The 19880-nt window shown below is 33.2% G+C and carries 20 protein-coding genes, 2 tRNA genes and 2 rRNA genes; 14 read left to right on the forward strand and 10 right to left on the reverse strand.

Features of this window, described 5'->3' with window-relative positions; genetic code table 11:
• The 5 genes from rrf (EV697_RS10045) to EV697_RS00020 all read left to right on the forward strand — a co-directional run.
• Positions 1-86 (forward strand): 5S ribosomal RNA (rrf, locus tag EV697_RS10045); the annotation flags it as partial.
• A 53-nt stretch (positions 87-139) separates the two neighbouring features.
• Positions 140-255: ribosomal RNA gene (rrf, locus tag EV697_RS00005) — 5S ribosomal RNA — on the forward strand.
• Between the two features lie 12 nt (positions 256-267).
• A tRNA-Asp gene (locus EV697_RS00010) sits at positions 268-344 on the forward strand.
• An 18-nt stretch (positions 345-362) separates the two neighbouring features.
• Positions 363-438, forward strand: a tRNA-Trp gene (locus tag EV697_RS00015).
• 46 nt (positions 439-484) lie between these two features.
• Positions 485-1051, forward strand: coding sequence for an anthranilate synthase component II (locus EV697_RS00020; RefSeq protein ID WP_132021268.1), 567 nt, complete (start codon positions 485-487; stop codon positions 1049-1051).
• A gap of 242 nt (positions 1052-1293) precedes the next feature.
• On the opposite strand, the gene mnmE is transcribed toward EV697_RS00020, so the two are convergent.
• The 5 genes from mnmE to rpmH form a co-directional block, all read right to left on the reverse strand.
• The gene (mnmE, locus tag EV697_RS00025) at positions 1294-2649 is read right to left on the reverse strand and encodes a tRNA uridine-5-carboxymethylaminomethyl(34) synthesis GTPase MnmE (RefSeq protein ID WP_132021271.1); all 1356 of its coding nucleotides are present in this window, start codon (positions 2647-2649) and stop codon (positions 1294-1296) included.
• Between the two features lie 139 nt (positions 2650-2788).
• The gene (gene yidC / locus EV697_RS00030) at positions 2789-4426 is read right to left on the reverse strand and encodes a membrane protein insertase YidC (RefSeq protein ID WP_132021273.1); all 1638 of its coding nucleotides are present in this window, start codon (positions 4424-4426) and stop codon (positions 2789-2791) included.
• A complete protein-coding gene (gene yidD / locus EV697_RS00035) occupies positions 4426-4686 on the reverse strand; it encodes a membrane protein insertion efficiency factor YidD (RefSeq protein WP_132021275.1) in 261 nt (86 codons plus the stop codon). Before yidD ends, yidC begins: the two co-directional genes overlap by 1 nt.
• The gene (gene rnpA / locus EV697_RS00040; RefSeq protein WP_132021277.1) at positions 4647-5009 is read right to left on the reverse strand and encodes a ribonuclease P protein component; all 363 of its coding nucleotides are present in this window, start codon (positions 5007-5009) and stop codon (positions 4647-4649) included. Before rnpA ends, yidD begins: the two co-directional genes overlap by 40 nt.
• 14 nt (positions 5010-5023) lie before the next feature.
• Complete coding sequence (gene rpmH / locus EV697_RS00045) at positions 5024-5158, reverse strand: 50S ribosomal protein L34 (RefSeq protein WP_132021279.1); 135 nt, start codon at positions 5156-5158, stop codon at positions 5024-5026.
• Positions 5159-5520: 362 nt separating this feature from the next.
• Here rpmH and dnaA point away from each other — a divergent pair, with 362 nt between their 5' ends.
• From dnaA to recF, 3 genes are read left to right on the forward strand one after another with little or no spacing between them, the layout of a single operon-like run.
• Positions 5521-6888: a chromosomal replication initiator protein DnaA gene (gene dnaA, locus EV697_RS00050; RefSeq protein ID WP_132021281.1), complete on the forward strand. Its 1368-nt coding sequence runs from the start codon at positions 5521-5523 to the stop codon at positions 6886-6888.
• Between the two features lie 15 nt (positions 6889-6903).
• Complete coding sequence (gene dnaN, locus EV697_RS00055; protein ID WP_132021283.1) at positions 6904-8004, forward strand: DNA polymerase III subunit beta; 1101 nt, start codon at positions 6904-6906, stop codon at positions 8002-8004.
• Positions 8004-9080, forward strand: coding sequence for a DNA replication/repair protein RecF (gene recF / locus EV697_RS00060; protein ID WP_132021285.1), 1077 nt, complete (start codon positions 8004-8006; stop codon positions 9078-9080). The genes dnaN and recF overlap by 1 nt, the downstream gene beginning before the upstream one ends.
• Position 9081: 1 nt before the next feature.
• Here recF and EV697_RS00065 read toward each other — a convergent pair whose 3' ends face one another.
• Complete coding sequence (locus tag EV697_RS00065) at positions 9082-9837, reverse strand: class I SAM-dependent methyltransferase (RefSeq protein ID WP_132021287.1); 756 nt, start codon at positions 9835-9837, stop codon at positions 9082-9084.
• 154 nt (positions 9838-9991) lie between these two features.
• On the opposite strand from EV697_RS00065, the gene EV697_RS00070 reads away from it, so the two are divergent.
• Positions 9992-10693, forward strand: coding sequence for a DUF6882 domain-containing protein (locus EV697_RS00070; RefSeq protein WP_132021289.1), 702 nt, complete (start codon positions 9992-9994; stop codon positions 10691-10693).
• A 53-nt stretch (positions 10694-10746) separates the two neighbouring features.
• Here the strand turns inward: EV697_RS00070 and EV697_RS00075 are convergent, their stop codons facing one another.
• Genes EV697_RS00075 through tsaD form a run of 3 tightly spaced genes read right to left on the reverse strand, consistent with a single transcriptional unit; the run spans position 10747 to position 12619 of the window.
• The gene (locus EV697_RS00075) at positions 10747-11325 is read right to left on the reverse strand and encodes a thymidine kinase (protein ID WP_132021291.1); all 579 of its coding nucleotides are present in this window, start codon (positions 11323-11325) and stop codon (positions 10747-10749) included.
• Between the two features lie 7 nt (positions 11326-11332).
• The gene (locus EV697_RS00080) at positions 11333-11566 is read right to left on the reverse strand and encodes a hypothetical protein (RefSeq protein WP_132021293.1); all 234 of its coding nucleotides are present in this window, start codon (positions 11564-11566) and stop codon (positions 11333-11335) included.
• 21 nt (positions 11567-11587) lie between these two features.
• On the reverse strand, positions 11588-12619 hold the full coding sequence (gene tsaD / locus EV697_RS00085) for a tRNA (adenosine(37)-N6)-threonylcarbamoyltransferase complex transferase subunit TsaD (protein WP_132021295.1): 1032 nt from the start codon (positions 12617-12619) through the stop codon (positions 11588-11590).
• A 228-nt stretch (positions 12620-12847) separates the two neighbouring features.
• Between tsaD and rpsU the strand changes: the two genes are divergently transcribed.
• From rpsU to gdhA, 5 genes are all read left to right on the forward strand, one after another.
• Positions 12848-13063: a 30S ribosomal protein S21 gene (gene rpsU / locus EV697_RS00090; RefSeq protein WP_132021297.1), complete on the forward strand. Its 216-nt coding sequence runs from the start codon at positions 12848-12850 to the stop codon at positions 13061-13063.
• Positions 13064-13181: 118 nt separating this feature from the next.
• Positions 13182-14927, forward strand: a complete 1746-nt coding sequence (gene dnaG, locus EV697_RS00095; RefSeq protein WP_132021299.1) for a DNA primase — start codon at positions 13182-13184, stop codon at positions 14925-14927.
• A gap of 90 nt (positions 14928-15017) precedes the next feature.
• On the forward strand, positions 15018-16859 hold the full coding sequence (gene rpoD / locus EV697_RS00100; protein ID WP_132021301.1) for an RNA polymerase sigma factor RpoD: 1842 nt from the start codon (positions 15018-15020) through the stop codon (positions 16857-16859).
• A gap of 188 nt (positions 16860-17047) precedes the next feature.
• A complete protein-coding gene (locus tag EV697_RS00105; RefSeq protein ID WP_132021303.1) occupies positions 17048-17644 on the forward strand; it encodes a Type 1 glutamine amidotransferase-like domain-containing protein in 597 nt (198 codons plus the stop codon).
• A gap of 449 nt (positions 17645-18093) precedes the next feature.
• On the forward strand, positions 18094-19443 hold the full coding sequence (gene gdhA, locus EV697_RS00110; protein ID WP_132021305.1) for an NADP-specific glutamate dehydrogenase: 1350 nt from the start codon (positions 18094-18096) through the stop codon (positions 19441-19443).
• A 108-nt stretch (positions 19444-19551) separates the two neighbouring features.
• On the opposite strand, the gene EV697_RS00115 is transcribed toward gdhA, so the two are convergent.
• Positions 19552-19812, reverse strand: a complete 261-nt coding sequence (locus EV697_RS00115) for a DUF5339 family protein (RefSeq protein WP_132021307.1) — start codon at positions 19810-19812, stop codon at positions 19552-19554.
• Positions 19813-19880: the final 68 nt, after the last annotated feature.

Genomic DNA, 19880 nt, shown 5'->3' on the forward strand with positions numbered 1-19880 from the left:
TAATCCATGCCGAACTTAGAAGTGAAACGCTGTTACGCCGATGGTAGTGTGGGGATTCCCCATGTGAGAGTAGGTCACCGCCAGGTTACTAATTATTTTATTAGCTAATTTAATTAAGTTAGTTAATAAAATAAAATTTTTTGGCAGATATAGTGCAGTGGACCCACCTAATTCCATACCGAACTTAGAAGTGAAACATTGTTACGCCGATGGTAGTGTGGGGATTCCCCATGTGAGAGTAGGTCACTGCCAATTATCAAATTTAGCGGAGTGGTAGTTCAGCTGGTTAGAATACCTGCCTGTCACGCAGGGGGTCGCGGGTTCGAGTCCCGTCCATTCCGCCAACTTATTGCATATCTTTTAGGGGCGTAGTTCAATTGGTAGAGCACCGGTCTCCAAAACCGGGTGTTGGGAGTTCGAGCCTCTCCGCCCCTGCCATTATCTTGTTTTTATTATTAAATTTTTCCTTTCTGATTTAAAATATATGAACTTATTAATTGTTAATAACCATGACTCATTTACCTATAATTTAGTAGAATTGGTTCGTAAATTAAAATGTCCTTTTGAGGTTATTGATGTTGAGTGCGTTGATTTATCATTGATTAATCATTTTACTCATATTCTCATTTCTCCAGGACCAGATGTACCTTCTGCTTATCCACAATTATTTTCTTTAGTTGAAAAATATTATTTATCTAAATCTATATTAGGCGTATGTTTGGGGCATCAAATGCTTTGTCAATTTTTTGGGGCTGTACTCTATAATCTCCCAAAAGTTAGACATGGCCAATCTCATAATATTTTTATCAAATCAGACAGTATTTTATTTCAGAATTTATTGAATCCCTTTAGGATAGGTCTTTATCATTCTTGGGCTGTGAGTAAAGATGATTTCCCGATAGATCTTAATATTATTGCTGAATGCGATGAGAATATTATTATGGCGTTTGAACATAAATACTTACCAATATATGGTATCCAGTTTCACCCAGAATCCTATATTTCTGAAAATGGATTAAAAATTTTAAAAAATTGGTTATCTAATAGTTAATTATTTTTTATTTTATTTAATTCATTAGAAAAGCTAAGTTTATAAAATTAATATATTAAAATAGGTAAAATATCTCTTTGGTAGTATAGGAGTAAAAGAACTAGTAATGATATTTATAATTGTTTACTAGCCCTTTTTTTTATTTATTATTAATATAGTAGTCTAAAAATTATTAAATATTTTTCCTTTTTAAACTCTTTCAGCTTAATATTATTTATTACTAGACACTAATTAGGAATATGTTACTTTCCAATACAGAATGAGCTAAATATATTTCCGAGTAAATCGTCAGATGTGAATTTACCTGTTATCTCACTCAAATGGTTTTGGACAAGTCGTAATTCTTCTGCGAGTAGTTCTCCAGCCTTATATTCCATAAGTTGTATTAATCCTGATTGTAAGTGCTTATCTGCTTTTTCTAAAGCTTCTAGATGGCGACGTCTAGCTAAAAATCCACCTTCAGAACTTGATTGGTAGCCCATTGATGTTTTCAAATGTCCTCGTAATAGATTAATTCCTTGTCCTGTTTTAGTAGATAAATTAATAATTGTCATATTATTATCTTCAAATTTTGCTTCTGTTTCACCACTTAAATCAACTTTATTACGAATAATTGTTACTGGAATACCCTTAGGTAATTTTGTTAAAAATTCTGACCGCACTTGCTCTAAATCTTGACTGGTGTCAGTAGTATCTAACATTAATAAAATACGATCTGCTTGTTCTATTTCATTCCAGGCTCTAGTTATACCAATACGCTCTACTTCATCAGTGGCATCTCGCAAACCAGCAGTATCAATAATATGTAGTGGCATTCCATCAATATGGATATGCTCTCTAAGAATATCTCGAGTTGTACCTGCTATATCTGTTACTATGGCAGCTTCTCTACCAGCTAATACATTGAGAAGACTTGATTTTCCTGCATTAGGGCGTCCAGCAATAACAACTTTCATTCCTTCCTTTAAAATTGAGCCTTGCTTTGCTTCTTTTTTAATGTCATTTAACTGATTAATAATATTTCGTAGTTTAGTTTCTATTTTTCCATCTGCTAAAAAATCAATTTCTTCATCAGGAAAATCAATTGAGGCTTCTACATAGGTACGTAAATAGATAATATCATCAACTAACAGATTTATTTTTTTTGAAAATTCTCCTTGTAATGATTTTAGTGCTGAGCGTGCTGCTTGTTCTGAGGTTGCATCAATTAAATCTGCAATTGCTTCTGCTTGTGTTAAATCTAATTTATCATTTAAAAACGCTTGTTCTGAAAATTCTCCAGGTTTTGCAAGCCGCAATCCTTTGACTTGTAAAATTCGTTTGAGTAGAAGATCCAGCACGATTTGCCCACCATGACCTTGTAATTCAAGAATATCTTCACCAGTAAAAGAATTTGGTGCTTTGAAAAATAATGCAATACCTTGATCTAGAATTGTACCATCCGAATCTTTAAAAGGAAGATAGTCTGCTATTCTTGGTTTGGGGCATTTACCTAATATTTCTAAGGCTACTTTTGTTGCTAGAGGACCAGATACACGTAGTATTCCAATTCCTCCTCGCCCAATAGGTGTTGCTTGTGCTACGATTGTTTCTTTCATTGCTTTTAAACTCATTCCGTTTTTAATTTTTATTGATATTACCATTAATGAATAAAAGAGCGGATCTTTTTTAGGTATATTTAATAAAACAAAAGGTATCTATTGATACCTTTTATAATAGTTTATTTTCAGTAAGATTTTACTTACGAGAATGTAATCCTTTTTTCTCCAAACCTCGATATATAAGCTGTTGTTGTGCAATAGTGATCAAGTTAGATACTAACCAGTACAGTACTAAACCAGCCGGGAAGAAAAGGAAAAATACCATGAAAATTAACGGCATAAATGTCATTACTTTCTGTTGTGTTGGATCCGCTACTGGTGTTGGTGACATTTTTTGTAATAAGAACATAGATGCACCCATTAAGATCGGTAGAATATAATATGGATCTTGTGCGGATAAGTCTTGAATCCAGCCAAAAAATGGTGCATGGCGTAGTTCTACCGCTTCCATAAATGTCCAATATAATGCGATGAAAATAGGCATTTGTAGAAGAATAGGTAAACAACCACCTAAAGGATTTACTTTTTCCTCTTTATATAGCTTCATCATTTCTTGGCTCATGCGTTGGCGATCATCACCAAAACGTTCACGCATTTCTTGCATTTTTGGTTGTAACATACGCATTTTAGCCATTGATGTATATTGTGCTTTAGTTAATGGATAGAGCAAGCCTTTTACTATTAATGTAACTCCAATAATTGCCAATCCCCAGTTACTTACAATACTTTGAATAAAGGTAAGTAGCTTGAATAATGGTTTTGCGATAAACCAAGCCCAACCATAATCAATAGTCAAATCTAAATGGTTGGCAACTTCTCCCATTTGATTTTGTTCTTTAGGACCTGTCCAAAGTTTGTTTGGTATAGTATTAGTTGTTCCAGCAGGAATAATCGTTGTTTGTCCTCTATAACCTATTAATCCAACATTATTCGCTTTATTTGTTAGCGTATATAATTGATTGTTTGCATCTTGATTTGGTACCCAAGCTGAAACGAAATAATGCTGTAAAATAGCAATCCATCCAGCTTTAGTGTCAATCGAAAGATTAGCTTTTTCCATATCATCAAAACTGTATTTTTTGTAATTGGTTTCTGACGAAGAGTATGCACCACCAGTATAAGTAGGCATCGTCATACTACCTGAACTTTCTACAATAGTATGTTTTAATTGTGCATATGGTACGACTTCAATGGCTTTATCACTTTGATTGTTGATTTCAAAATCAACAGCCACATCATATTTACCTCGTTTTAAGATAAATATTTTACTATAAGTAATACCATCTTTCTCGAAAACAAATGGAACCTTTAATTCGTTTTGTCCTTCAGCAAGTTTAAAGTTATCATTAGCTACTTGATAATTGGCTCTACCTGATTTGCTGTCAATACCATCTTTACCAATTAAGCCGCTTTGTGCAACATAAATTTTTTCAGCTGTATTTTGTAACAATACAAAAGGGGAGTTAGAGTCTAATTCTGCATCATATTTTAATAATTCTGAACGAATAATATCACCACCGAGTGCGTCTATTTGTAAGCGTAGAACATCACTTTCTAATGTAATAATGCGTCCTTTTTCAGTATTAGAATCATCTGCAATAATCGCTTGATTTGCTGTATTTGAATTAGGTACATCATTTAATGTTGATGCATTTGCAGACGCTTGTTCTGCAATGATTGGTTTTGGCGTATTGTAGTCTAAATTCCATTGTTGATAAACAAGAAAGGAAATAAAGAGCAATGCCATAACTAATAGGCTACGTCTTGAATCCATTATGTGTTCTCTTTGTTGTTATTAATCTTTGGGGGTACAGGATCGTATCCGCCCTCGTTTAAAGGATGACATTTTAATATACGTTTGGCAGTAAGCCAACTACCTTTTAATGCTCCATATGTTTTTAGTGATTCAATTGCATAATTAGAGCAAGTCGGAGTGAAACGACAACGAGGTCCGATTAATGGGCTAATCGTAACTTGATAGGCTCGTACAAGTATTATGAGTATTTTTGAGCTAAACGAATGTGTCGTTTCCATAGTTTATCCAAAATTTGAAATAACGTGGCATTATCAAGTTTACCGATGCCTGCTTTTGCAATGATTATAAAGTCGTAATTCGGAAGTTGATGTTGCAATAAACGAAAACTTTCACGGCTAATGCGTTTGACTCGATTTCGATCATGCGCTCGTTTTAAGTGTTTTTTAGGAATAGCTAAACCTAAACGAGGATTATCAGAATTATTCTGTCTAGCAAGTATGGTAATCTCAGGGGTGCTCGCACGCAGCGGCTCTTGAAAAACGTATTTGAATTGACTGGGAGTCAAGAGTCTTGACTCCCTAGTAAAGTTTAGCGTAATCACACTAATGTGTTAAATTATGCAGATAAACTTTTGCGACCTTTAGCACGACGACGAGCTAAAACTTGACGGCCATTTTTTGTCGCCATACGAGCACGAAAACCGTGACTACGACTACGTTTTAATACTGAAGGTTGAAATGTACGTTTCATAACTATAATCTACCTAAATTAAAATTGTTTTGTTTCTATTATACACGTTTATAAAACAGAAATGTTAAAAACAAAGGTTACTAAATAAGAGACAGAATTGTAATAGGAAATTACCTTTTCGTCAAATGAGAATGAACAAAATTGAAGAATAAATTTTATCTTCATTTATTATTAAGCATTAAGCTGTGTGAATTATACTTTTTTTGCAAAAGATCTCAAGTAACCTTTTTTATTTTTTTAGATCGTTTTTTAAGGATCTTTTCCATACTTTATTGTAGAATTAGTGACGCTTTTATATTACTTTTATTTATAAGTAGTATAGTTAATGAATTTTAAATTAATTGAAATTAAGATAATAGAAAATGACGATAAACTTATCTACCTTATGGCAAGATTGCTTGTCTCAATTACAAGATCAGATTCCTTCAGGTGATTTCAGTACTTGGCTTAGGCCTTTACAAGCTGATATTACTGGTAATACTATGATCCTTTATGCCCCAAATGTTTTTGTTAAAAGTTGGGTTGAAACTCATTATCTGACTCAAATTACTGAATTGAGCCAACAATTAATTAATTCGTCTGAATTTATAGTGAAGATTCAAGAAGGTTCAAAACCTATTGTAGAAAAACATCAGAATGATTATCAATCAGATACACCAAATTTACAAAAAGCACTTGATGTTGTTTTAGATACACAAGTAAAACATCAATCCAATTTGCAGTCAGATCAAATCTTTGAAAATTTTGTTGAGGGTAAATCAAATCAATTAGCAAGAGCCGTAGCACAAAAGGTGGCAAATAATCCTGGTGAGCAAGGGGTGAATCCATTATTTTTATATGGAGGTACTGGCTTGGGTAAAACTCACTTGTTGTATGCTGTTGGTAATGGTATTTTAGATAAGAATCCAAATGCTAGAGTTCTTTATATTCATGCCGAACGTTTTATGCAAGCCTATGTTAAATCATTAAAAACGGATAAAATGGATGCTTTTAAGAAATTTTATCGTTCACTTGATGCGTTACTTATTGATGATATCCAGTTTTTTGCGGGTAAAGATGGTACGCAAGAAGAGTTTTTCCATATTTTTAATTCATTATTCGAAAGTAGTCGGCAGATTATTTTAACCTCGGATCGCTATCCTAAAGAAATAGAAAAAATTGAAGATCGTCTAAAATCTCGTTTTGGTTGGGGACTGAGTGTTGCGATTGAACCACCAGATTTAGAAACTCGTGTGGCTATTTTATTAAAAAAAGCAGAAGAAAAAAATATGCGTTTACCTGAAGAAGTTGCATTTTTCATTGGCCAGAAATTACGAACTAATGTTCGTGAATTAGAAGGGGCATTAAATAGTGTTCATGCAAATGCTGAATTTAAAGGAAAGCCAATTACCATTGATTTTGTTCGGGAAGCATTAAAAGATATGTTAGCGTTACAAGATAAATTGGTTACTATTGAAAATATTCAAAAGGTAGTAGCTGAATATTATCGAATTAAAGTGTCAGATCTAAAATCAAAAAGTAAAGTTAGAACGTTTGTTCGTCCTCGTCAGCTTGCAATGGCGTTGGCAAAGGAATTGACCAATAGAAGTTTACCTGAAATTGGAAAAGGGTTTGGGGATCGTGATCATACGACAGTACTACATGCCTGTAAAAAAATTGTTGAATTACGAGAGCAAGATAATAGTATTCAAGAGGATTGGTCGAATTTAATTCGTACATTATCGGTATAATTAAGGGGCTGTATTATGCAATTTGTTGTTTCTAGAGAAAATTTACTAAAACCACTACAACAGGTTTGTGGTGTATTAACTAATCGTCCTAATATCCCTATTTTAAATAATATTTTGTTACAAATTGAAGGGAATAAATTAACGATTACAGGAACAGACTTAGAGGTTGAACTTTCGACACAAACGCATTTATCATCTTCTGAGAAGGATGGTAGTTATACTATCCCTGCAAAGAAGTTTTTAGATATTTGTCGAAGTCTTTCTGATGATGCAGATATTATTGTTACTTTTGAAGAAGAGAGAGCATTAGTACAAAGTGGACGTACAAAATTTAATCTGTCAACATTACCTGCAAGTGAATACCCTAATTTGGTTGATTGGCAGTCTGAGGTGGACTTTACTGTTAACCAATTAACTTTGAGACGACTCATTGAAGCCACGCAATTTTCTATGGCGAATCAAGATGCACGTTATTTTTTAAATGGAATGAAATTTGAAACAGAAGGTAATTTGTTACGTACTGTCGCAACAGATGGACATCGGTTGGCAGTTTGTACAATTCCTTTAGAACAAGATTTACAAAATCATTCTGTTATTCTGCCTCGTAAAGGTGTGTTAGAGTTAATGCGTCTTATTGATAATAGTGAACAAACCGTACGATTACAAATTGGCACTAATAACTTACGTATTAATTTAGGTAATATTATTTTTACTTCAAAGCTTATTGATGGTCGCTTTCCTGATTATCGTCGTGTTTTACCTCGTAATGCCACTCATATTATGGAAGCAAGTTGGGAAATATTAAAACAAGCGTTTGTGCGTATGGCAATTTTGTCGAATGATAGGGTAAAAGCGGTACGTTTACAATTAAGTCAAAATCAATTAAAAATTACAGCTACGAATACAGAACAAGAGGTTGCTGAAGAAATATTGGATGTCGCTTATTCTGGCGATGAAATGGAAGTTGGTTTTAATGTGACTTATATTCTAGATGTATTAAATACCTTAAAATGCCATCAAGTTCGCGTTCGTTTAACGGATTCTTCATCAAGTTGTTTAATTGAAGATGTTAATGATGCAAGTGCTGAATATGTGATTATGCCAATGAGATTATAATGGCGATTTCTCGATTACTTATTGAACACTTTCGTAATTTATCAGCCGTGGATCTTGAATTTGATCCCGGCTTTAATTTTTTGGTTGGTAATAATGGCAGTGGTAAAACTAGCTTATTGGAAGCGATTTTTTATCTGGGTCATGGGCGTTCTTTTAAAAGTGCGGTAACAAATCGTATTATTTCTTATGATCAACCTCATTTTACGCTTCATGGAAAAATTCAAGATAAGCAACATCAATGGTCAATAGGGCTACAAAAATTACGTCAAGGTAGTACCTTAATGAAAATTAATGGTGAAGATGCTAAAAAAATTTCTGATTTAGCTCATTTATTACCGATGCAAATTATTACTCCCGAAGGTTTGACATTACTGAATGGTGGACCGAGTTACCGTCGAGCTTTCTTAGACTGGGGGCTTTTCCATCATCATCAAGGTTTTTACCGAGTTTGGTCAAATTTAAATCGTTTATTAAAACAACGTAATGCGGCTTTACAACAAATTAATGATTATTCACAATTACTTATTTGGGATATTGAATTGGTTGATTTAGCCAATCAGGTAACAAAATGGCGGAAAAAATATGTAGAAACATTAAAGCCAGAAATAGAAAAAATGTGCCAATTATTTTTACCTGAGCTTGAAATTTCAGTTAGTTTTTCACAAGGTTGGGATAGAAATACAGATTATACTACAATCTTACAAACAAATTTTGAGCGAGATAGAAGTGTAGGCTATACCTTTTCAGGTCCTCAAAAAGCAGATTTTAAATTCAAGGCAAATGGTTTACCTGTGGAAGATGTGCTTTCTCGTGGACAGTTAAAGTTGCTAATGTGTGCATTACGATTGGCTCAAGGTGAACACTTAATGCAAGAGAAGGAACGTCATTGCATTTTTTTAATTGATGATTTTGCTTCGGAGTTAGATCAATATAAACGAGCGTTATTGGCGGAAAGATTGCAACAAAATGGTTCTCAAGTTTTTGTTACGGCGATTACTCAAGAACAATTACAAGAAATGCGATCAAAAAACAACCGCACTTTTTCTGTTAAACAAGGGGATATCCAAGTAATTTGAATTACTTTTGGCTTGCTATTGCAATAAAGTTTAGTTTTTTCTGTGGGTCATTAAAAATTTTAAACATTTTTTTAAAAGTTGGGAAATTTTCTGATTTTAGTGCATTTTTTATAATTTTTATTGTTCCTGTAATTCCTTCATCTCTTAGCATTCCTGTTGGTGAAAGTAGAGTCATATCACCAGAAGTACTTTCAACATTCATAAAACCAGTCTCTAAAAAAATTGCTTGCCAATTCTGCTTGGTTAGTGGGGTTACAGTAATATTAATCGCTTCTCTTAGTTCTTGAATAATATCTTCATCGGCATTATCTGTTAACATAACATCGTGAGTAAGCAGAATTCCCTGAGGTTTTAAGACTCGATAATATTCTGCGACTGCTTTATTTTTTGCTTGTACAGGTAACATAGTTAACATTGCTTCATTGATTACAATATCAAATGTATTATCTTCAAAAGGAAGTTTCATTGCATTGGCTCTTTGAATATGGATTTTATCTTGTAATCCATTAGTAATAATATTCTGTTGTGCTTGTACTAAAGCATTTTCATCAAGATCAACTCCTTCAATGTGGCAACCAAATTGTTTCGCTAAACCAATAGCTGTTGTTCCCATATTACAAGCTACTTCAAGTACTTTTTTATCTTTAGTAAAATGCCCTTGTTGAATTAACCAGTTTGTTGCTTTCTTACCACCCGGTCTTAAACGTGTTTTACCTAATCTAGCTAGAAAATTATGCCCAACTTCCTCTTTTTTCATCATTACTCCAAAGTAGTTGACTAAAATTATCGGATATTATAATTAAAAAAAGCGTAACATTATAGTGATTAAAGATATATTTTGATTAATTACACATCTTCAGGAATAATAGGTATATTTTTCTAAGATAAAGTAAATTGATAGGCGTTAACTTATGCTTTTTAAAAAATTATTTGGTGTTAATTTATTTTCGAATCAAAAAAGTTTTTCCAGTTTATACGATCAATATGCCATATTGGGTTTTGAAAAACAGTTAGCTTTTGCTGAAAGTGTCGAAGGACTAGATTGGAATATTAATCTTGATACTGGGCGTATTCATTTTGGAGAAAAATTAGTTTTTCCTGTTCAGGTAATCGGTTCTTTTTCTTTTGTCGAAAAAATCTGGTTATGGGCGTGGGCAAATAATACCGCAAAAATTCCTAACAAACTGCTCTCAGAAGTAAAGGAAATTCGAGCATACGGAAAAAAGCATAAAATTGATGAATTAATTAGAGTAAGTGCTAGTTTATCAATAAACGATATTCATACGTTCGGTTTGGTGATTATTGGAATGATGGAAAGTCATGGTTACTATATTGGTAATTTTGGAGACGGAGCTGTTCTAGTAACAGTTAAGAATGAAAATAACGAACGACATAATTTAGAAAGTGTACATACTTTAATACTTTCCACTTTTCCTCAATTTATTTCAAAGTTTAAAATTAAGGCTCAGAAAAAAGTATTGAAACATTATTTACTTGCGAAAAAATACCGTATTTTAGAGGAAACTGATACCCATCTTATTGGAAGCCGAGAAGGGAAGGAAATAGTCGGTATTTTTGATGAAAAAGGACGACTATTACAGTTGAAAGGGTAAAAGAGATTAATCATAAGAGCGGTCAAAACTAAAAAAGTTTTGAGCGCTCTTTTTTATTTATCTATCATTTCTTTATAGTGTTTACGGCATACGGAAGTATAACTGTCATTGCCACCAATCTGTATTTGTTCACCTTGTTTAACTACTTCTCCCTTTCCATTTAAACGCAGTACAAAATTTGCTTTTCTGCCACAATAACAAATGGTTTTTAATTCTTCTAATTGATCTGCCCAAGCGAGTAAATATTTACTTCCCTCAAAAAGCTCAGCTTGGAAGTCTGTCCGCAGTCCATAGCATAAAACAGGAATATTGAGCTTATCAACAACATCACTTAACTGATAAACTTGATCTTTTGTTAGAAACTGAGCTTCATCAACAAGAATACAATGTAATTTATTCTGCTGTTGCTGTGCTTTTATCTCTACAAAAAGATCGGTGTCATTATTAAATAAATTTGCTTGTCGACTGATGCCGATACGGGAGGTCACTTTGCCAAGACCAAATCGGTTATCTATCGCAGCGGTATAAACAAGCGTATTCATATTACGTTCACGATAATTATAGTCAGACTGAAGTAGTGTAGTTGACTTACCTGCATTCATTGTTGAATAGTAAAAATAAAGCTTTGCCATAATAAAATTATTTTAATACCCATAACCAGAAATAATAGAAAATAATTCCCATAAATAGTGGTAAACTTGCTACGATAAAAATACCTACGGTAGTACTTTGTCCTACAAATTCGCCAATTAAAGTAAAGTAATGAATGAGTTGCTGACTTGAGAGCATAAAAACAATGATACCAATGATTAACAATGTTATAAAGCAACCAATACCAGCCGCTCGTATAGCATAAAATTGATGTTTATCCATAATTACTTCCCTTGAGTTTATTTAGGTAATTGAGTTCAGCTCAGTCATTGCCCATCTAGGCTTTACTTCTAATGCTAAAGGCGATGTTTCTCCATTTTTTAAGCGAATAAAACCCGTATAAGCGATCATCGCACCATTATCGGTGCAAAATTGAGTTTGTGGATAAAATACTTCACCTTTTAACTGCGTCATTAATTCACCCAAAGATTGACGTAATTGCTTATTTGCACTTACTCCACCAGCAATAACTAAGCGATTAAAGCTGGTTTCTTTTAACGCTCGACGACATTTAATTACAATGGTTTCTACTACGGCTTGTTGAAAAGCATAAGCAATATCTGCTCTTGTTTGTTCTGATAATATTTTTTCATCTTTTATTGCTTGATTAATCGTATTTGCAGCAAAAGTTTTTAATCCTGAAAAACTAAAATCTAAGCCTGGACGATCTGTCATTGGTCGAGGAAATATGAAGCGATTTGCTTGTCCTTTTTCTGCAAGGCGAGAAAGGGCTGCACCACCTGGATAATCTAATCCAAGTAGTTTTGCTGTTTTATCAAAGGCTTCTCCAGCCGCATCGTCAATACTTTCACCTAATACCTGATATTTACCTATACCATCTACTCGTACTAATTGAGTATGTCCTCCAGAAATGAGTAGGGCGACAAAAGGAAATTGTGGTTTGTTATCTTCTAACATCGGGGCAAGCAAATGTCCTTCCATATGATGAACGCCAATGGCAGGTATATTCCAAGCATAAGCTAAAGCACGAGCAATGGTGGATCCAACAAGTAAAGCACCTACTAATCCAGGACCACAGGTATAAGCAATACCATCAATATCTTTTGAGGTTAGCTTAGCTTCTTCCAAGGCAGATATGATTAAGGGGATTGTTTTACGAATATGATCTCTTGAGGCTAATTCGGGAACAACGCCACCGTAATCTGCATGTAGGTCAATCTGAGAATATAGTTGATTCGCAACTAACCCTTTTTTTTCATCATAAATAGCAATACCTGTTTCATCACAGGATGTTTCAATGCCTAAAATTCGCATTTTTATCTCTTATTAGGTTAATATATATTTATGTTTGAGCGATTTTACTCTGTTTACTGTCATTTAACCAGTTTAGAAAAGATAATTTTAAGAAATGTTTAATCTGTACTTTACTTTTACTATCTATTTAGATTAAAATTGCGAACCTTATTATAGAATATCAATAAGCTTATTTATTGAAATATTAAATTTTGCAAAATATTAAATTAATCATTGAGGTGATGGCTCATGCCAGTAATTAAAGTACGTGAAAACGAATCATTTGACGTTGCATTACGTCGTTTTAAACGCTCTTGTGAAAAGGCAGGTATTTTAGCTGAAGTTCGTAGTCGTGAATTTTATGAAAAACCAACAACAATTCGCAAACGTGAAAACGCAACTCGTGCTAAACGCCATGCTAAACGTGTATTCCGTGAGAATGCTCGTAATACCCGTTTATATTAATTAAGATTATTTAATTAAACTCGAGTTCTGTAAACCGTGATACCTTTTAGGTTATCACGGTTTTGTTGCTTGTTAAAAATGACTATATTTATTTTCTATGTGATGAAAGGATAATTTAATGGCGGGATTGATACCACGTACATTTATTGATGATATTCTTGCTAGAACAGATATTGTTGATGTTATTAATAAGCGAGTTAAATTAAAAAAAGCAGGACGAGATTATCAAGCTTGTTGTCCTTTTCATAGTGAAAAAACGCCTTCTTTTACTGTTAGTCCTAAAAAACAATTTTATTATTGTTTTGGTTGCCATGCGAAAGGAAATGCAATATCGTTTTTGATGGATTATGAGAAGTTAGAGTTTGTTGAGGCAGTTGAAGAATTAGCAAATACCCTAGGTTTGGAAGTTCCTTACGAAAAATCTTTTAACTCTAATGAAAATAATCATTCTACAAGTTTTAAAACAAAACGTGATTTTTATACGCTTTTACAAAATATTGCTAAATTTTATCAAGAACAATTAGCGTTATTCCCTCTTGCTCAAGATTATTTGAAACAACGAGGACTATCTAAAAGTGTGATTGAACGTTTTCAAATTGGCTATGTACCAAATCAATTTAGTACGGTATTAAATAAATTTGCAATTAATTCTGAGGAACATAAAAAACTTTTTGACGTAGGAATGTTATCTCGTAATGACAGAGGTGATGTTTATGATCGTTTTCGTCATCGAATTATGTTTCCTATCAGAGATAGACGAGGCCGGACCATCGCTTTTGGTGGGAGAGCAACAAATAATGATGATAAGCCTAAATATCTAAATTCACCAGAAAGTGTAACATATCACAAGGGTAATGAGCTTTATGGCTTATTTGAGGCATTGGAAATAAATGCTAACCCTGAAAAATTACTTATTGTTGAAGGCTATATGGATGTTGTTGCTTTAGCTCAGTTTGACATTAACTATGCCGTAGCTTCTTTAGGTACAGCAACAACAGTGGAGCAATTACAACTTGCATTTCGAGCTACGGAACAAATAATATGTTGTTATGATGGCGATAGAGCTGGCCGAGAGGCTGCTTGGCGAGCGTTAGAAAATGCACTTCCTGCATTAGAAGATGGACGTCAACTAAAATTTATTTTTTTACCTGATGGTGAAGATCCTGACAGTTTTGTGCGGAAATATGGAAAAGACAAATTTGAAAGCTATATTGCTAATGCTCAATCATTAAGTGAGTTTTTATTTAGTTACCTTAGTAAACAGGTTGATTTTTCATCTTCAGAAGGAAAAGCAAAACTTGTTGCATTATCAGCACCATTGATAAAACAAATACCAGGTGAGATGCTAAAAGTTACGTTAAGAGATATATTAGCTCAAAAAGTGGGTATTTTTGATCAATCAAAATTAGAAAAACTTCTCCCTATAAATAAAAAAGATAGTGTGATAATCGCAAAACCAACATTAAAAAGAACACCTATGCGTTTACTTATTGCATTATTATTACAAAATAGTCAATTAGTTAGTTTTGTTCCTAATCTTGATGCGATAAAAGTATTAAATGAACCTGGATTTGATATATTTGAGGAATTAGTTAAGTTATGTCAATCTAGACCAGGACTAAGCACAGGGCAAATTTTAGAGCATTGGCGAAAATCTGATAAAATCAAGACCCTTGAAATTTTAGCTGTATGGGATCATCTTATAGAAGATGATAAAATAGAAACAATATTTTGTGATACATTAAAGTATTTTTATCGTCGAACTGTTGACAAACGAATTGAAGTTCTAATTGGTAAGCAAAGAATGGGTGGCTTAGATCTTATTGAAAGACAAGAGCTTGCTCAATTATTAATGAAAAAATAATAAAAGAATAGTTAATCTAGTGTAAGAATGATAAAATCCAGAGAATTTTATTCTTATACTTCATCATATTAATCAAGGCGGATATAGTAAATGGAACAGACTCCACAATCTCAATTGAAATTGTTAATTGCACAAGGAAAGGAGCAAGGCTACTTAACTTATGCAGAAGTAAACGATCACTTACCTGAGGATCTCGTTGATACTGATCAAATTGAAGATATTATTCAAATGATTAATGATATGGGTATCCAAGTATTAGAAACAGCACCTGACGCTGATGATTTGATGTTAAATGAATCTATTGCCGATGAAGATGTTGTGGAAGAAGCTACCCAAGTTTTATCAAGTGTTGAAGCTGAATTAGGTCGTACAACTGATCCTGTTCGTATGTATATGAGAGAGATGGGAACAGTCGAACTCTTAACAAGAGAAGGTGAGATTGATATTGCGAAACGAATTGAAGATGGTATTAATGAAGTACAAAGTGCAGCCGCTGCTTATCCGGAAGCGTTGAATTATCTCATTGAGCAATATGCACTTGTTGAAGAAGGCGGAATGCGTTTAGCTGATTTGATAACAGGTTTTGTTGATCCTAATGAGAATGTTGACGCGAGCGATGTGCCAGAAGAAGTATTGTTAATTGATGATGAAGAAGTTGTTGCGGATATTCCAGAGGAAGAAGAGGAAGATGAAGACGACAGCTCAAGTGATTCTGATAATTCTATTGATCCAGAATATGCTCGTGAAAAATTTGTGGAATTAAAATTACAATGTGCGAAAACATTAGAAGCTATAAAAAAATATGGTAGGACTAAAACACAAGCCAAAGAGCAAATTCAAATTTTATCTGATATTTTTACGCAATTTCGTTTAGTTCCAAAGCAATTTGACAGCTTAGTAAGTATTATGCGTAATATTGTTAAGCGTGTAAGACAGCAAGAAAGACAAATTCAACGCTTGGTTGTTGATCGGGCGACTATGCCTAAAGAAACCTTTTTGAAGGGGTTTGTGGGACATGAAACTTCAGATGCTTGGTTAATTAAAGCCTTATCTGCAGGAAAACCTTGGTCTGAAAAACTAATTCAATATGAAGAGCAAATCAGAATTCATATAAATACTCTTGCACAAATAGAGGAAGAAACGGGCTTAACAATTAAACAAGTTAGAGATATTTGTGAACGCGTTGCGCAAGGTGAGCTTCGTGCGCGTCGAGCTAAAAAAGAAATGGTAGAAGCAAATTTACGTTTGGTTATTTCTATTGCTAAAAAATATACTAACAGAGGATTACAATTCTTAGACCTAATCCAAGAAGGTAATATTGGTTTAATGAAAGCTGTTGATAAATTTGAATATCGCCGTGGTTATAAATTCTCGACTTATGCAACATGGTGGATTCGTCAGGCGATTACTCGTTCTATAGCCGATCAAGCGAGAACAATCCGTATCCCTGTCCATATGATTGAAACGATTAATAAACTTAATCGTATCTCTCGTCAAATGTTGCAAGAAATGGGACGTGAAGCAACGCCAGAAGAGTTAGCCGAAAGAATGGGAATGCCTGAGGATAAAATTCGTAAAGTCTTGAAGATTGCTAAAGAGCCTATTTCAATGGAAACCCCGATTGGTGATGATGATGATTCACATTTAGGTGACTTTATTGAGGATAATACCCTTGAATTACCATTGGATTCAGCAACAGCACAGAGCTTAAAAGTGGCAACCAACGAGGTGCTGGAAGGATTAACGCCTAGAGAAGCGAAGGTGTTACGTATGCGTTTTGGTATTGATATGAATACTGATCATACCTTAGAAGAAGTAGGTAAACAATTTGATGTCACTCGTGAACGTATTCGTCAGATAGAAGCAAAAGCATTACGTAAATTACGCCATCCTAGTCGTTCAGAAACCTTAAGAAGTTTCTTGGATGAATAAATAGTTTTTTCTATTTTCGTTTATTTCATAAAATTTGAAAGAAAATTAGTCTTCTAAGGAAGACTAATTTTCTAGCCCACCGAAGTATATTTTACGTTCAAATATCTAAACCAATTCAAAATATTAATGATCCTATAACATAAGCCAAATTACAAAAGTAATGATTAAAGAAGGAATAAGGGCGAATAATCAAAAAGTTTTTTTTATCATCTTCATTTGCTAATGTAGCAGAGCATTCGGAAGCTTTTGTAGGCGAAGAACTAACAGGAAAAACTCTTACTTTTATTCCAACCGCAAGTATTCCAGAAGAAGATAAAGCTTATGTGGAAGATGACAAAAAAGCATTTGAAAGATTAGGACTCATAGTAGAAGAATTAGATATTTCAAGCTCCACAATAAATCACATCAAAAAAACAATTAAGAAAAATGATTTTATCTATCCCTCAGGCGGAAATACGTTTTATTTACTTCAAGAACTAAAAATATCTGGAACTGATAAAATAATATTGGAAGAGATAAAAAATGGGAAATTGTATATCGGAGCATCAGCTGGTTCAATAATTACCACTAAAAACATAGGTTATATTGCGAAAATGGATGATAGAGGAAAAGCAAGAAATTTGACTGATTATAATGCGTTAAACCTTGTTGATTTTTACGTATTACCTCATCATACAAATGAACCTTTTACAAAGGTAGTAGAGGAAATAATTCTTGATTACAGTAACAAAATAGATTTAATTCCAATAAGTAATACTGAAGTAGTTCAGGTTAAGGGAGAATAAGTAGTAATAATAGGCGAAAAATAAAAATTGAATTCTGAAAAGATCTACTGATAAATATAAAAGTGCGATTAAAAAATCATTTAATTTTCTAACCGCACTTTCTATTTTCATAGAAATGTTGAGGATTCAATAAAATATGGAAATGATAGCTCCTGATATTTGTAAAAATAAATATTGAGTTAGTTATCCGAATAGGTACTAATACATAAAAGTTTATAATTAATGAAAGATTAGTTTATATTCTGTTTATGATGAATTTTTTATGTTTTATCTAAATAAAGCATTAATATGTTTTAAAAAATATTGCAATTGTTATTTTATTGTAGATTTATATTAAAAAATAATTGCAATCAGATGTTTTTTATTGCATATTAATAAAAGAGCAATTTGCTCACATAAGAATTAAATAAAAACAAACACACAAATTAAAATAATTAGGAAGGAAAATTATGTCAACATTAACTTCAGTAGAAGAATTTCTCGCAAAAGTAGAAAAACGTGATGGTCATCAACCAGAGTTTTTACAAGCTGTTCGTGAAGTACTAACATCTATTTGGCCATTTTTAGAAAAAAATCCTAAATACCGTTCTGAAGCATTATTGGAGCGTTTAGTTGAACCTGAGCGTGCATTCCAATTCCGTGTTGCTTGGACAGATGATAAAGGTCAAGTTCAAGTAAACCGTGCATTCCGTGTACAATTTAACAGTGCTATTGGTCCTTTCAAAGGTGGTATGCGTTTTCATCCGTCTGTAAATTTATCTATCTTAAAATTTTTAGGTTTTGAGCAAATTTTTAAAAATGCGTTAACAACATTACCTATGGGCGGTGGTAAAGGGGGTTCTGATTTTGATCCTAAAGGAAAATCAGATGCAGAGGTTATGCGTTTCTGCCAAGCATTAATGGTAGAGTTATATCGCCATGTTGGTCCTGATACAGATGTTCCAGCTGGAGATATCGGTGTAGGTGGACGTGAAGTAGGTTACCTTGCAGGTATGATGAAAAAATTATCTAATCAAGCTGGTTGTGTATTTACTGGTCGTGGTTTGTCATTTGGTGGAAGCTTAATTCGCCCAGAAGCAACAGGTTATGGTTTAGTTTATTTTGCTCAAGCGATGTTAGCAGAAAAAGGCCAATCATTTAAAGATAAAACTGTTATTGTTTCTGGCTCTGGTAATGTTTCACAATATGCGATCGAAAAAGCAATGCAATTAGGTGCTAAAGTAGTGACTTGCTCTGATAGTTCTGGTTATGTTTATGATGAAGCAGGGTTTACAGAAGAAAAATTAGCGGCATTGTTAGAAATTAAAAATGTAAAACGTGGTCGAGTGAAAGATTATGCTGAACAATTTGGCTTAAAATATTTTGAAGGACAACGCCCGTGGGGTGTGAAAGCGGATATTGCTTTACCTTGTGCGACTCAAAATGAGCTAGAATTAGAAGATGCGAAAACATTAATTGCTAATGGTGTTCAACTTGTTGCAGAAGGGGCAAATATGCCGACAACTATTGATGCAACAGATGCCTTATTAGCAGCTGGTGTGTTATTTGGTCCAGGTAAAGCGGCAAATGCTGGTGGCGTAGCAACTTCAGGTTTAGAAATGGCTCAAAGTTCTCAACGTTTATATTGGACAGCAGAAGAAGTGGATCAAAAATTACATAATATTATGCTTGATATCCACGCTAACTGTAAAAAATATGGCAAAGTTGAAGGGCAAGAAAATATTAATTATGTAGTCGGTGCTAACGTAGCAGGCTTTGTAAAAGTTGCTGATGCAATGTTAGCTCAAGGCGTTTATTAATAAAAATTAATTAAGATACTTTATAAAACCGCACCTTATTTTAAATAAGGTGCGGTTTATTTTTTATTAAGAAGAATGAAAAAATTAAGTATTATTTATTAAGAATATTTATTTGGATTTTTGTATAGTATGCGCCATTCGAATATTACAAATACGATTTTGTTTTTCAACAGGTAAGGCATCTAACTTTTGTTTGCTTTCATTAAATGAAATTTTTACATCTGATAAATTAGAAAGAGATGATTTTGATAAATTATTATCAATTACTTGGAAATAATCTTGGCAACTTGGCGATAACGTTTTTGTTGAATAATTTGTTGAGCAAGCAGCTAATAATACTGATATACCTAATAATAAAAATTTTTTCATACTCTTTCCTTTAATATTGAATAAAAAAAGCGTTACTATTTAAAGTAACGCTTACATTTTACTGAAAT

The sequence above is a fragment of the Bisgaardia hudsonensis genome (genome assembly GCF_004345785.1).
Classification (GTDB): domain Bacteria; phylum Pseudomonadota; class Gammaproteobacteria; order Enterobacterales; family Pasteurellaceae; genus Bisgaardia; species Bisgaardia hudsonensis.

Excerpts from the sequence above, each read along its gene's own strand:
- rpsU (WP_132021297.1), top strand. The coding sequence starts at position 12,848 with ATGCCAGTAATTAAAGTACGTGAAAACGAATCATTTGACGTTGCATTA.
- EV697_RS00020 (WP_132021268.1), top strand. The coding sequence starts at position 485 with ATGAACTTATTAATTGTTAATAACCATGACTCATTTACCTATAATTTA.
- mnmE (WP_132021271.1), bottom strand. The coding sequence starts at position 2,649 with ATGAAAGAAACAATCGTAGCACAAGCAACACCTATTGGGCGAGGAGGA.
- yidD (WP_132021275.1), bottom strand. The coding sequence starts at position 4,686 with ATGGAAACGACACATTCGTTTAGCTCAAAAATACTCATAATACTTGTA.
- EV697_RS00075 (WP_132021291.1), bottom strand. The coding sequence starts at position 11,325 with ATGGCAAAGCTTTATTTTTACTATTCAACAATGAATGCAGGTAAGTCA.
- recF (WP_132021285.1), top strand. The coding sequence starts at position 8,004 with ATGGCGATTTCTCGATTACTTATTGAACACTTTCGTAATTTATCAGCC.
- rpmH (WP_132021279.1), bottom strand. The coding sequence starts at position 5,158 with ATGAAACGTACATTTCAACCTTCAGTATTAAAACGTAGTCGTAGTCAC.
- EV697_RS00080 (WP_132021293.1), bottom strand. The coding sequence starts at position 11,566 with ATGGATAAACATCAATTTTATGCTATACGAGCGGCTGGTATTGGTTGC.
- yidC (WP_132021273.1), bottom strand. The coding sequence starts at position 4,426 with ATGGATTCAAGACGTAGCCTATTAGTTATGGCATTGCTCTTTATTTCC.
- tsaD (WP_132021295.1), bottom strand. The coding sequence starts at position 12,619 with ATGCGAATTTTAGGCATTGAAACATCCTGTGATGAAACAGGTATTGCT.
- rpoD (WP_132021301.1), top strand. The coding sequence starts at position 15,018 with ATGGAACAGACTCCACAATCTCAATTGAAATTGTTAATTGCACAAGGA.
- EV697_RS00070 (WP_132021289.1), top strand. The coding sequence starts at position 9,992 with ATGCTTTTTAAAAAATTATTTGGTGTTAATTTATTTTCGAATCAAAAA.
- gdhA (WP_132021305.1), top strand. The coding sequence starts at position 18,094 with ATGTCAACATTAACTTCAGTAGAAGAATTTCTCGCAAAAGTAGAAAAA.
- dnaA (WP_132021281.1), top strand. The coding sequence starts at position 5,521 with ATGACGATAAACTTATCTACCTTATGGCAAGATTGCTTGTCTCAATTA.
- EV697_RS00115 (WP_132021307.1), bottom strand. The coding sequence starts at position 19,812 with ATGAAAAAATTTTTATTATTAGGTATATCAGTATTATTAGCTGCTTGC.
- dnaN (WP_132021283.1), top strand. The coding sequence starts at position 6,904 with ATGCAATTTGTTGTTTCTAGAGAAAATTTACTAAAACCACTACAACAG.
- dnaG (WP_132021299.1), top strand. The coding sequence starts at position 13,182 with ATGGCGGGATTGATACCACGTACATTTATTGATGATATTCTTGCTAGA.
- EV697_RS00065 (WP_132021287.1), bottom strand. The coding sequence starts at position 9,837 with ATGAAAAAAGAGGAAGTTGGGCATAATTTTCTAGCTAGATTAGGTAAA.